The 12,427-nt window shown below is 68.4% G+C and carries 9 protein-coding genes; all 9 read left to right on the plus strand.

Going from position 1 to position 12,427, the window contains the following annotated elements:
• The first annotated feature begins 144 nt into the window (after nt 1–144).
• The 9 genes from HV742_RS26750 to HV742_RS26790 all read left to right on the plus strand — a co-directional run bounded on the left by HV742_RS26750 (nt 145) and on the right by HV742_RS26790 (nt 12,425).
• Nucleotides 145–882 carry an outer membrane protein assembly factor BamD gene (locus HV742_RS26750; protein ID WP_254601265.1) on the plus strand — a complete coding sequence of 246 codons (738 nt, stop codon included), beginning with the start codon at nt 145–147 and terminating at the stop codon, nt 880–882.
• Nucleotides 883–948: 66 nt separating this feature from the next.
• A complete protein-coding gene (gene tssB / locus HV742_RS26755; RefSeq protein WP_006384072.1) occupies nt 949–1,473 on the plus strand; it encodes a type VI secretion system contractile sheath small subunit in 525 nt (174 codons plus the stop codon).
• Complete coding sequence (gene tssC, locus HV742_RS26760; RefSeq protein WP_068959502.1) at nt 1,466–2,959, plus strand: type VI secretion system contractile sheath large subunit; 1,494 nt, start codon at nt 1,466–1,468, stop codon at nt 2,957–2,959. Before tssB ends, tssC begins: the two co-directional genes overlap by 8 nt.
• A gap of 40 nt (nt 2,960–2,999) precedes the next feature.
• Nucleotides 3,000–3,503 carry an Hcp family type VI secretion system effector gene (locus HV742_RS26765; RefSeq protein WP_006384074.1) on the plus strand — a complete coding sequence of 168 codons (504 nt, stop codon included), beginning with the start codon at nt 3,000–3,002 and terminating at the stop codon, nt 3,501–3,503.
• Nucleotides 3,504–3,572: 69 nt separating this feature from the next.
• The gene (tssE, locus tag HV742_RS26770) at nt 3,573–4,058 is read left to right on the plus strand and encodes a type VI secretion system baseplate subunit TssE (RefSeq protein ID WP_054416617.1); all 486 of its coding nucleotides are present in this window, start codon (nt 3,573–3,575) and stop codon (nt 4,056–4,058) included.
• A 53-nt stretch (nt 4,059–4,111) separates the two neighbouring features.
• Nucleotides 4,112–5,950, plus strand: a complete 1,839-nt coding sequence (gene tssF / locus HV742_RS26775) for a type VI secretion system baseplate subunit TssF (RefSeq protein WP_175146807.1) — start codon at nt 4,112–4,114, stop codon at nt 5,948–5,950.
• Entirely contained in the window at nt 5,914–7,014 is a 1,101-nt protein-coding gene (tssG, locus tag HV742_RS26780) for a type VI secretion system baseplate subunit TssG (RefSeq protein WP_175146808.1), read from the plus strand. Before tssF ends, tssG begins: the two co-directional genes overlap by 37 nt.
• Nucleotides 7,015–7,033: 19 nt before the next feature.
• Nucleotides 7,034–9,718: a type VI secretion system ATPase TssH gene (gene tssH / locus HV742_RS26785; protein ID WP_175146809.1), complete on the plus strand. Its 2,685-nt coding sequence runs from the start codon at nt 7,034–7,036 to the stop codon at nt 9,716–9,718.
• A gap of 16 nt (nt 9,719–9,734) precedes the next feature.
• Nucleotides 9,735–12,425 carry a type VI secretion system Vgr family protein gene (locus HV742_RS26790; RefSeq protein WP_175146810.1) on the plus strand — a complete coding sequence of 897 codons (2,691 nt, stop codon included), beginning with the start codon at nt 9,735–9,737 and terminating at the stop codon, nt 12,423–12,425.
• Nucleotides 12,426–12,427 lie beyond the last annotated feature (2 nt).

Genomic DNA, 12,427 nt, shown 5'->3' on the forward strand with positions numbered 1-12,427 from the left:
CGGATCATTGCGACGGCATACAGATGACGGCACGTTGAGCGACATTTCGGCGTGAGTTACATGACGTAATGCCCTGTAGTGGTGTACTAACAAAAAGTTGTTGAAATACGCGGCCCTTGGTTACATCAGACACGTGCCCAAAAAATGCAACTTTCCCGGTATTTCCTCATAGGTGGCATGGTGGCGTTAATGGCCGGTTGCGCCACCACCAGCAAGCCCCAGACGGACGCTGAATACAAGCAGTCGATCACCCAGGCCACGGAGACGCTGGCCAACAAGGGCGGCGACGAGGCCGTGGCCCAATTCCAGGAAATCGCACAACGCAACCCCTCGCGCGGCGAGCCCTGGTCGTATATCGCCAAGATCCGCTTTGACGAGCAGAAGTACGGGGAAGCCATCGTTGCCGCCGACGAGGCGCTGAACCGCGATTCGAACGATTTCACCGCCAAGACGGTGCGCGCCGTGGGCGGCCTGCGGGTCGCGATGCAGTCGCTGGCGGACCTGCGCGCCGACGCGCTGCTGGCCGGCAATGCCCGCAGCGATGCGGTGGCCCTGGCCGCCGCCATGCGCGAGACGCTGGGCCAGGACGTGTTGTTCCCCGAGGGCCGCAAGCCGCCGCGCGGCGGCGGCACGCGTCCGCCCAAGCCGCGCAACGACGCCGCCGCCGGCACGGGCACGCCCGCCGCTGGCACGCCCGCAGCCGGTACGCCCGCAGCCGGTATGCCCGCCACGGGCGGCGCGCCGGCCTCGGCCGCCAACACCCCCGTGACGCCCGCGGCCAAGCCGGCGCAGGCGGGCGGCGCCACGTCGTCCACCCAGACGCCTCCGCCCGCATCGGGCCGCGCGCCGGATCCGTTCGGCAACCTCTTCAACAAACCCTGATCGGCCGCCGGACCCGGCTGGCCGGGTCCGCTTGCCATCGTCAATACGCATCCGCTTGGAGCCCCCATGGCTAAGAAAGAAAGCGTTCAGAAAAGACTCCAGAAAGTACGCCCGCCGCGCGTCCAGTTGACCTATGACGTCGAGAAGGGCGACGCGATCGAGCAAAAGGAACTGCCCTTCGTCGTGGGCGTGGTGGGCGACTTCAGCGCGCAGTCGGAAGCCGAGCTGCCGCGCCTGAAGGACCGCAAGTTCGTCAACATCGACGTCGACAACTTCGACGACGTGATGCGCGGCCTCGAACCGCGCGCCGCCTACCGCGTGAAGAACCGCCTGACGGATGAGGGCGGCACCTTCGGCGTCGACCTGAAGTTCCGCTCGATCGAGGACTTCCGGCCCGAGGCGGTGGTGCAACAGATCGAACCGCTCAAGGAATTGCTGGAGATCCGCACCAAGCTGGCCGACCTGCGCAATAAGCTGGCCGGCAACGACAAGCTGGAAGACCTGTTGGGCGAAGTGCTCAGCAGCACGGAAAAACTGCAGCAACTGACCAGCGAAGCCGGCAAGGACGGCAAGGGAGGCAGCAATGAGTAATTCCGCCGCCGCGCAGAACGCATCCGCCCCGGCCGCCGCCGCCGACTCGGGCCTGCTCGACCAGATCGTCGAGCAGAGCCGGGTGGCCAAATCCACCGCCGAGCACGATCGCGCCAAGGACCTGATCGGCGAGCTGGCGCGCGAAGTCATGAAGGGCACCGTGGTGGTGTCGGACAACCTGTCCGCCATGCTCGACGCCCGCGTGGCCGAGCTGGACCGCCTGATTTCCGCCCAGCTCAGCGAAGTCATGCACGGGGCCGAGTTCCAGAAGCTCGAAAGCACCTGGCGCGGCCTGCATTACCTGTGCCAGGAGAGCAATACCGGGCCGATGCTCAAGATCAAGGTGCTCAACGTCACCAAGCGCGACCTGGTGCGCGACTTCCAGACCGCCATCGACTTCGACCAGAGCCTGATGTTCAAGAAGGTCTACGAAGAGGAATTCGGCACCTTCGGCGGTTCGCCCTTCGGCGCGCTGCTGGGCAACTTCGAGATCACCCGCCAGCCCGAGGACATGTACTTCATCGAGCAGATGTCGCACGTGGCCGCGGCCTCGCACGCCCCGTTCATCGCCTCGGCCTCGCCCGAGCTGCTGGGCCTGGACAGCTTTGCCGACCTGGGCCGGCCGCGCGACCTGGCCAAGGTGTTCGACACCGTCGAATACACCAAGTGGCGCAGCTTCCGCGATTCCGAGGACTCGCGCTATGTAGGCCTGACCATGCCGCGTTTCCTGGGCCGCCTGCCGTACGACCCGAAAGAGGGCACCTCGGTGGAAGGCTTCAATTTCGTCGAGGACGTCGACGGCACCGACCATTCCAAGTACCTGTGGTGCAACGCCGCCTGGGCCTTTGGCGCGCGCCTGACCGCGGCCTTTGCCGACTTCGGCTGGTGCGCGGCGATCCGCGGCGTCGAAGGCGGCGGCCTGGTCGAGAACCTGCCGACCCACACCTTCAAGACCGACGACGGCGAGATCGCGCTGAAGTGCCCGACCGAAATCGCCATCACCGACCGGCGCGAGAAGGAACTGAGCGACCTCGGCCTGATTCCGCTGGTGCACTGCAAGAACTCCGACTACGCCGCGTTCTTCGGCGCCCAGTCGGTGCAGAAGGCCAAGAAGTACAACACCGACAGCGCCAATGCCAACGCGGTGCTGTCGGCGCAGTTGCAGTACATCTTTTCGGTGTCGCGCGTGGCCCACTACCTGAAAGCCATGATGCGCGACAAGATCGGCAGTTTTGCGTCCGCGCAATCCGTCGAGAGCTTCCTGAACCGCTGGGTCTCGCAGTACGTGCTGCTGGACGACAACGCGAACCAGGAGCAGAAAGCGCAATTCCCCCTGCGGGAAGCATCGGTGCAAGTAGCCGAAGTGCCGGGTCGTCCTGGCGTGTTCCGGGCCGTGGCGTTCCTGCGGCCGCATTTCCAACTCGACGAGCTGTCGATTTCCCTGCGTCTGGTTGCGGAACTGCCCGCCCAGGCCCAGAAATCGTGATGACCGTCTGATCCAAAGCTTTTAACCGGAGAGTACTTTAATGAAGGACATCTACGTCAAATTCGGCAATCCCGCGCTCAAGGGCGAGTCCCAGGACAAGGACCACCCGGACTGGATCGAAGTGGGCTCGTGGCGCCACGAGATCATCCAGCCGCGTTCGGCCACCGCCTCCACCTCGGGCGGCCACACCGCCGAGCGCACCGAGCACGGCGAAATGGTCTTCACCAAGGACCTGGACGTGGTCAGCCCGCTGCTGTATCAGCATGCCTCGGGCGGCACCACCTTTGACGAAGTGACCATCGACTTCCTGCGCGCCGACGGCGAGGGCAACCGCGTCAAGTACCTGGAAATCAAGCTCAAGTACGTGATCATCTCGCGCGTGGCGCCGGAAGTGGTCAGCGAAGGCCTGCCGCACGAATCGTTCTCGCTGAAGTACGCCGCGGTGCAGTGGAAGTACACGCAGCAGAAGGTCGGCGGCAACCAGGGCGGCAATTCCCAGGGCGCCTGGAGCCTGACCAAGAACGACAAGACCTACTCGGTCTGATCCCGACCGCGCGACAAGGCGAAGGCCGCGGCCCGTCTGCGGGCCGCGGTTTTCTGAAAGAGGTCCGTGATGAAGGGATTCGAACCCAGCCTGTTCGACAAATTGTTCGAGGCGGAAGGCCCGGCGCCGCACGCGCTGCGCCGGCTGTCCGTCGAGGAAATCAAGGAAACCGTCGCGCGCGACATCGAGGCCCTGCTCAATACCCGCATGGTCTTCACCGAGGCGTCGCTCAAGCGCTATCCGAACTGCCAGCGGTCGATCCTGACCTACGGGCTGTCGGATTTTTCCGGGCTCAGCCTGGCCAGCCACTATGACCGGGAGTTCATCTGCCGGTCGCTGGAGCAGGCCATCGCGCGCCACGAGCCACGCTTGACGCACGTGCGGGTGGTGCTGCAGGTCGACAGCCGCGCCACGTCGGTACTGTATTTCGCGATCACCGCGATGCTGGACGTCGGCCCGGCCCACGAGCCGGTGACGTTCGACGCGACCCTGCAGCCGTCAACGCTGCAGTATTCGGTCAGCAAGGGCTGGGCCAAGGCCGCGGCGGCCGCCTGACAACATAAACGCACGCGGGCGCCGGCGGCCAGCCGCCGGCGAGGAAGGGAAAGATGGAAGAATTGCTGCCGTACTACGAACGCGAACTGGGCTTCCTGCGCGGCTCGTCGCGGGACTTCGCCCAGCGCTATCCGAAGATCGCCGCGCGCCTGGGGCTGTCGGGAGAGACCTGCGAGGATCCGCACGTCGAGCGGATGATCGAATCGTTCGCCCTGCTGGGGGCGCGCATCAACAAGAAGCTGGACGACGACTATCCGGAATTCACGGAAGCGTTGTTCGAAGTGATGTACCCGCATTACCTGCGGCCGTTTCCGTCGTGTTCGATCGCGCAGTTCGACATGGGCGGGGTGGCGGCGCAACTGACCGCGCCCGTGCGCGTGGCGCGGGGCACCGAATTGAAATCGCATGCCGTGCGCGGGGTGGCCTGCCGCTTCCGCACGGCCTACGACGTGACGCTGGCGCCGGTGGCCATCCGCCAGGCCGTGTTCGCGTCGACCGCCAACGCGCCGTCGTCCACGCAGCTGCCTGCCGGCGTGACCGGGCGGCTGTCGTTGACGCTGGCCTGCCTGGCCGAAACGCAAAGCTTCGCCACGCTGGCGGTGGACCGCCTGCGGGTCTATCTGCATGGCGAGCCGTCATTCGTGGCGGCGCTGCGCGACTGCCTGTTCCTGCGCACCGCGGCGGCCTATGTCGAAACCCAGCCCGGCCGCTGGAACCGGCTGCCCGAGGTGCCGCTGGCGCAGGTGGGGCTGGCCGAGGACGATGCGCTGATCGACTTTCCGGCCAGCTCGCATCCGGCCTACCGGCTGCTGGCCGAGTACTTCGTCTTTTCCGAGAAATTCAACTTCGTCGACATCGACCTGGCGGCGCTGCGGCGCGCGGTGGGGCCGGTGCGCGAGTTCACGCTGCACCTGCCGGTCAAGGGGCTGCGCGCCGATTCGAATACCGCGCGCCTGCTGGAGTCGGCGTCGGCGGACAACTTCCGGCTGGGCTGCACGCCGGTGATCAACCTGTTCGAGCAGCGCGCCGATCCCATCCGCGTCACGCATGCGGCCGCGTCGTATCCGGTCGTGGCCGATGCGCGCCGTGCCTACGGCTACGAGGTCTATTCCATCGACCGCGTGCGGCTGGTGCGGCAGAACGCGCAGGGCGATTCGGTGGTGGAGTTCCGGCCGTTCTATTCGCTGCATCACGGCGAAACGCCCGAAAGCGCCAGCCATTACTGGACCGCGCGGCGCGACGCGATGGTGGCCGAGCGCAGCCCGGGCTACGAAATGGAGATGTCCATCGTCGACATCGACTTCAACCCGGCCCTGCCACAGACCGAAACGCTGAGCCTGGAACTGACCTGCACCAACCGCGACCTGCCGTCGCACCTGGCGGTGGGCCAGCCGGGCGGCGACCTGTTCCTGGAAGGCGGTTCGGTGGCGCGCGAGATCCGCATGCTGCGCCGCCCGACCCACACGCACCGCTTCCAGCAGGGCCGCGCGGCGCACTGGCGCCTGATCTCGCACCTGGCGCTGAACCACCTGTCGCTGGTGCACAGCGGCCTGCCGGCGCTGAAGGAAACGCTGCGCCTGTATGACCTGTCGCACGCGGCGGTGGCGGCGCGCCAGATCGAAGGGCTGGTCGGGCTGGACTACAAGCCCGCCACCCACTGGATGCCGGGCGAGCCGTTCGCGACCTTCGTGCGCGGCATCGAGATCCGGCTGACGATCAATGAAGAAAACTTCGTGGGCACCAGCCTGCATGCCTTCGTGGCGGTGCTCAACCGCTTCTTCGGCCTTTACGTGCACGCCAACAGCTTCGTGCAGTTGGTGGTGCTGTCGCGCCGCGGCGCGGAAGAAATCCTACGGTGTGCTCCATGCAACGGCGACGCGATCCTAGCGTAATCGAATCGCTGCTGGCCGAGCCGCAGCGCTTCAAGTTCTTCCAGGCCGTGCGGGTGCTGGAACTGTGGTTCGCGCGCCAGGAAGGCACGCGCGCCAGGAATGCCGTGCCGGCGCACCTGCGCTTCGTCAACTCCTCGTCGCTGGGCTTTCCGGCCAGCGAGATCGCCGGGCTGACGGCCTTCGACAAGAACGGCCAGGCCCTGCACGACGCCGAGGCGCGCCTGGCGGCGCTGGCGGCCGGCACGCTGGGGCGGGTGGAGATCGAGCCGGCCTTCTTCGGCCTGCTGGGCGGGCAGGGCGCCTTGCCGCTGCATTACTCCGAGATCCTGAGCCACCGCGAAAGCGCCACGCGCGACCGCGGCGCGCGCGCCTTCTTCGACATCTTCTCGAACCGGGCCGCCGCGCTGTTCTACGCGGCCTGGAAGAAGTACCGCATGCCGCTGCGGCACGAGACCGAGCAGGACCATCACTACCTGCCGCTGCTGCTGGCGCTGGGCGGCGTCGGCCATCCGGCGCTGCGCGACCGCCTGCATGCGGGCGAAGGCCGCGTGTTCGACGAGTCGCTGGCGCACTACGCGGCGGCGGCGCGGCAGCGGCCGGTGTCGGCCGCGTACCTGCAGCGGGTGCTGGCCGATTACTTCCGGGTGGCCTTGCGGGTCGAACAGTTTGTCGGCCGCTGGTACCACGTGCCGCCCGAGAACCGCACCCAGCTGGGCCGGCCCGGCGCGGTGCTGGGCGTGTCGGCCATGGCCGGAGACCGCATCTGGCAGCGCGACCTGCGCATCCGGCTGTGGATCGGCCCGCTGTCCAAGTCGGCGTTCGCCGACTTCCTGCCCGGCGGCGCCCGCGCCCAGGCGCTGGAAAAGCTGCTGACGATGTTCGGCGGGCTCAGCTTCGAATACGAGGTGCGCCTGGTCATGGCCAAGGAGGACGTCGCCGGCAGCGCGCTGGGCGGCGACGCCGAGGGCGGCGGCGCGCGCCTGGGCTGGAATTCCTTTCTCTGCACCGAACCGTCGGCGTCGGACCGCGACGACGCCAGCTACGAACTGCACACCATCCACTAAGAACAAGACAACCCAGAACATGGCCACTCCCCTGAAAACCCTGATCGGGAAACTGAACCAGACCTGCCGCCAGGCCGCCGAGCGCGCCGCCAGCCTGTGCATGGCGCAAGGCCACTACGAGGTGGACCTGGAACACCTGTTCCTGGCGCTGCTGGAAAAGCCCGCCAGCGATTTCAGCATCGTGGCGCGCCGCAGCGGCATCGAGGCCTCGGTGCTGGAGGCCGACCTGAACGCCGAGATCCGCGGCTTCAAGAACGGCAATACCCGCACGCCGGTGTTTTCGCCGCACCTGCCGCGCCTGTTCGAGCATGCCTGGCTGATCGCCTCGCTGGACACGCAGACCACCCGCATCCGTTCTGGCCACCTGTTGCTGGCGCTGCTGACCGAGCCCGATCTGGCGGCGCTGGCGCGGCGCGGCTCGCGCCTGTTCGAGTCGTTCCGGCTGGAAGAGCTGAAGCACGATTTCGCGGCCCTGACGGCCGGCTCGGAAGAGGCCGGCCAGTCCGTCGCATTGGGCGATGACGCCGCGCAGGGCGAGGCCGCCACGCCCGCCGCCGGCCTGTCCAAGACGCCGGCGCTGGACCAATACACCACCAACCTGACCGAACGCGCCCGCGAAGGCAAGATCGACCCGGTGATCGGCCGCGATGCCGAGATCCGCCAGATGATCGACATCCTGACGCGGCGCCGCCAGAACAATCCCATCCTGACCGGCGAGGCCGGCGTTGGCAAGACCGCGGTGGTCGAGGGGCTGGCGCTGCGCATCGTGGCCGGCGACGTGCCGCCGGCGCTGGCCGGCGTGGCGCTGCGCACGCTGGACATGGGCCTCTTGCAGGCCGGCGCCAGCGTCAAGGGCGAGTTCGAGAACCGCCTGAAAAGCGTGATCGACGAGGTCAAGCAAAGCCCCACGCCCATCATCCTGTTCATCGACGAGGCCCACACCATGATCGGCGCGGGCGGGCAGGCCGGCCAGAACGATGCGGCCAACCTGCTCAAGCCGGCGCTGGCGCGCGGCGAACTGCGCACCATCGCCGCCACCACCTGGAGCGAATACAAGAAGTACTTCGAGAAGGACGCCGCGCTGGCGCGGCGCTTCCAGGTGGTCAAGGTGGAAGAGCCCAGCGAGACGCTTGCCGCCAGCATGCTGCGCGGCATGGCGCCGCTGATGGAACAGCATTTCGGCGTGCGCATCCTGGACGAAGCGATTGTGGCCGCCGCCCGCCTGTCGCACCGCTACATCAGCGGCCGCCAGTTGCCGGACAAGGCGGTCGGCGTGCTGGACACCGCCTGCGCCCGGGTGGCATTGGGCCGCAGCGCCACGCCGGCCCTGATCGACGACGCCCGCCACCGCCTGGCGCGCCAGGAGACCGAGCGAGTGGCGCTGCGCCGCGAGGCCGCCACCGGCGCCGCGCAGTCGGCCCGCCTGCGCGAACTGGACGAGGAAATGGCCGCCACCCGCCAGCAGCTGGCCGACGCCGAGGCGCGCCTGGCCCAGGAAAGCGAGCTGGTGCGGCAGATCCACGCGCTGCGCGAAGAGCTGGAAGCCGCGGGCCAGGAGCCCGAGCCCGAAACCGCCGGCAAGCGCCGCGCCGGCAAGGCCGCCGAGCCGACGCCCGCCCAGGCGCAACTGGCCGAGCTTCAGCAGCAACTGCGCGCCCTGCAGGGCGAGGCGCCGCTGGTGCCGGCCTACGTGGATGCGCAGGTGATCGCCGAGATCGTCTCGGCCTGGACCGGCATCCCGCTGGGCCGCATGGTCAACGACGAGATCCGCACCGTGCTGGAACTGCAGCCGCTGCTGGCCGAACGCGTGATCGGCCAGGACCACGCGCTGCACGCCATCGCCCAGCGCGTGCGCACCGCGCGCGCCGGCCTGGAAGATCCGAACAAGCCCAAGGGCGTGTTCCTGTTCGTCGGCCCGTCGGGCGTGGGCAAGACCGAGACCGCGCTGGCGGTGGCCGACATCCTGTACGGCGGCGAGCGCAAGCTGGTCACGATCAACATGAGCGAATACCAGGAGGCCCACAGCGTCTCGGGCCTGAAGGGCTCGCCGCCCGGCTACGTCGGCTACGGCGAAGGCGGGGTGTTGACCGAAGCCGTGCGGCGCCAGCCCTACAGCGTGGTGCTGCTCGATGAAATCGAGAAGGCCCACCCGGACGTGCTGGAGCTGTTCTTCCAGGTGTTCGACAAGGGCGTGATGGACGACGCCGAGGGGCGCGAGATCGACTTCCGCAACACGCTCATCATCCTGACCTCCAACGTCGGCTCGTCGACCATCATGCAGGCCTGCCTGAACAAGAGCGCCGAGGAGCGGCCGGATCCGGACGCTTTGCAGGAATTGCTGGCGCCGCAGCTGTACAAGGCCTTCAAGCCGGCCTTCCTGGGCCGCATGAAGACCATCGCCTACTACCCGGTGGATGACGACGCCCTGGCGCGCATCATCGGCCTGAAGCTGGCCCGCATCGCCGAGAGGGTGCAGGCCAACCACCGCGCCGTGTTCGATTGGGACGACGCGCTGGTCGAGGCCGTGCTGGCGCGCTGCACCGAGGTGGACACCGGCGCGCGCAACGTCGACCACATTCTGAACGGCACGCTGTTGCCGCAGATCGCCGAGCAGGTGCTGGGCCGCATGGCGCAGGGCGAAGCGATCGCGCGCATCCGCGTCACGGCCGGCAAGAACGGCGACTTCCGTTACCGCCTGACCTGAGCCCGGAGCCAAGACCATGCCCCAGGATGCTTCCGGATTGTCCCGCCTGTCGACCGCCGCTATCGCGCAGGCCAACCGCCTGCTGGACCTGCGCACGCCGCTGGGCGATAACCGCCTGGTGGCCGAGACCCTGTCGGCCACCGAACAATTGAGCGGCGGCGCCTATCGCCTGGAGATCACCGCGCTGTCCGACGACGCGCATATCCCGTTGAAGGCCCTGATGGGCCAGCCCGTCACCCTGCGCCTGCAGACCGCGCTGGACCGCGAGCAGCCGCGCCTGTGGCACGGCCACGCCACGGCGGTGCGTTACCTGGGCGCCAACGGCGGGCTGGCGCGCTATGGGCTGACCGTGGAGCCGTGGCTGGCGTTCCTGCGGGCGCGGCGCGACAGCTTCGCCTATCAGGACAAGACGGTGATCGACATCGTCGACAGCATCTTCGGCGACTACAAGGGCCAGGGCACGCTGGCGCCGCAGTGGCGCTGGGAGGTCAAGGACCGCGCTGTCTACGCCAAGCGCAGCCTGACCATCCAGTATCGCGAAACCGACTACGCCTTCATCGAACGCCTGCTGGCCGAAGAGGGCCTGTTCTACTGGGTCGAGCATGCCGACGACGGCCACACCCTGGTCATTGCCGACCACAACGACGCCTTCAAGGCTGGCCCGCAGGCCAGCGTGCGCTTTGCGCGCGCCGACGTGACCGAGACCGAAGACAGCATCCAGCACTGGAGCCCGCGCCACCGCTGGCAGACCAATGCCGTGCGCATGGCCAGCTGGGACTATCGCAGCGCCCAGGCGCGGCCGGTGTCGGCGCAGGCGGACACCGGCAAGCTGGCCAACGCGCTGGACCTGGTCAGCGACGACTACCCCGGCCAGTACGCCTACGAAGACAGCGCGCAGGGCGAACGACTGGCGCACAACGCGCTGGCCGCGCTGCGCGTGCGCCAGCAGAGCGTCGAGGGCGGGGGCACCGTGCGCACGCTGGCGCCGGGCCAGCGCTTCGAACTGACCGGCCACTACCAGCAAGGCGGCCCGTCTGCCTTCGTGGTGATCGCCATCACCCACCAGGCCCGCAACAACTTCGACGCCGACCTCGGCCGCGCCGTAAGCGAGGCGCAGGGGGGCGACGGCGACGACACGGAGTTCTATCGCAATACCTTCACCTGCATCGGCAGCGATACCGAATTCCGTCCCGCGACCCGGGACGGCCATGGCGAGCGCCTGCATCCCCGTCCCACGGTATTTGGCGCGCAGACGGCGCTGGTGGTGGGCGCCGAGGGGCCAGTGCACACCGACCGCGACCACCGCATCAAGGTGCAGTTCCACTGGCAGCGCGGCAAGGCCTCCAGCAGCCGCCTGGCGCACCCGTCGGGCGACGAGAACGCGCCCGCCAAGGACGAGTTGGGCACCTGGGTGCGCGTGGCCGAGCCGGTTGCGGGCGGCGACTGGGGCGGCCATTTCGTGCCGCGCGTCGGGCAGGAAGTGCTGGTGGAGTTCCTGCACGGCGATATCGACCGTCCGGTGGTGGTGGGCGCCCTGTATAACGGCGAGGGCGCCGAGGATGCCTCGCACAACCAGGTGCAGGCCGGTGGCGCCAACGCCACCGGCAATGCGCCGGCCTGGTTCGCGGGCGGCAGCGAAGGCCACGCCCACAACGCGGTGATGTCCGGCTTCAAGACCCAGGCGCTGGCGACCAGCGGCGCGGGCACGGGTGGCTACAACCAGCTGGTGCACGACGACACGCCGGGCCAGTCGCGCCTGACCGCCTCCACCACGCAGGCCGATTCCCGCCTGAACCTGGGCCACGTCAAACAACAGCGCGACAACGAACGGCTGCAGGACCTGGGCCACGGCGCCGAGCTGTCGACCAGGGAGGCCGTGGCGCTGCGGGGCGGCCAGGGGCTGTTGATCAGCGCCGACCTGCGCGAGAACGCCGAGGGCGCATTGCTCGATAGCGCCGAGGCGGCCAAGCAGATCGACGCCGCCCTTGAATCGGCCAGGGAACTGGGCGACATCGCGGTCAAGCAGAAGGCTTTCCTGGAGGGGGATCCGCAGGCGCTGCCGGCGCACGAGGCGCTGGCGCATGTGCGGGACGTGGTCGAGGCGACCCAGGACGACCCCGGCGCCCAGGGGACCAAGGTCGCGGCCTATAGCGAACCGCACATCCAGGTCAGCGCGCCCAGCGGCATCGGCCAATACACCCCGGGCGACGCCTTCCTGGTGGCCGGCGGCACGCTGGCACAGGTGGCGCCGGACGTGAACTGGGTCAGCAGCGCCAACCTGGCGGTGGGCGTGGCGGCCGGCGTGGTGCTATTCACGGCGGGCCACGAGGCGGGCGGCGGCCGCCCGGTGAAGGACCGTGGCCTGCGGTTGCACGCGGCGGGCGGCAAGCTGCGCCTGCACAGCCAGGCCGCCAAGATGACGCTGACGGCAGAGAAGGCGGTGACCTTCGCCTCGGCCAGCGCGGCCGTGATGGTGCAGGCCAGGCAGCGCGTGCTGGCCACCGCCGGCGGCGCCTACCTGCGCCTGGAGGGCGGCGGCATCCAGCTGCATGCGCCGGGCAAGGTCGAGCTCAAGGCAAGTGCGCATAGCTGGGTCGGCCCGCAGACCGCCCAGGCCAACCTGGCCTTCAATGAAGCCAGTCCCTTGTGCGAAGCGCGGGTGCGCGGCGCGGCCCAACGCGGCGGCGCGGTCGTGCCGTTGGGCTAGAC

This window comes from Achromobacter ruhlandii (genome assembly GCF_902859695.1).
Taxonomy (GTDB): Bacteria; Pseudomonadota; Gammaproteobacteria; order Burkholderiales; family Burkholderiaceae_B; genus Achromobacter; species Achromobacter ruhlandii.

Coding starts and splice junctions, on each gene's coding strand:
- HV742_RS26750 (WP_254601265.1), top strand. CDS start 145: ATGCAACTTTCCCGGTATTTCCTCATAGGTGGCATGGTGGCGTTAATG.
- tssB (WP_006384072.1), top strand. CDS start 949: ATGGCTAAGAAAGAAAGCGTTCAGAAAAGACTCCAGAAAGTACGCCCG.
- tssC (WP_068959502.1), top strand. CDS start 1,466: ATGAGTAATTCCGCCGCCGCGCAGAACGCATCCGCCCCGGCCGCCGCC.
- HV742_RS26765 (WP_006384074.1), top strand. CDS start 3,000: ATGAAGGACATCTACGTCAAATTCGGCAATCCCGCGCTCAAGGGCGAG.
- tssE (WP_054416617.1), top strand. CDS start 3,573: ATGAAGGGATTCGAACCCAGCCTGTTCGACAAATTGTTCGAGGCGGAA.
- tssF (WP_175146807.1), top strand. CDS start 4,112: ATGGAAGAATTGCTGCCGTACTACGAACGCGAACTGGGCTTCCTGCGC.
- tssH (WP_175146809.1), top strand. CDS start 7,034: ATGGCCACTCCCCTGAAAACCCTGATCGGGAAACTGAACCAGACCTGC.
- HV742_RS26790 (WP_175146810.1), top strand. CDS start 9,735: ATGCCCCAGGATGCTTCCGGATTGTCCCGCCTGTCGACCGCCGCTATC.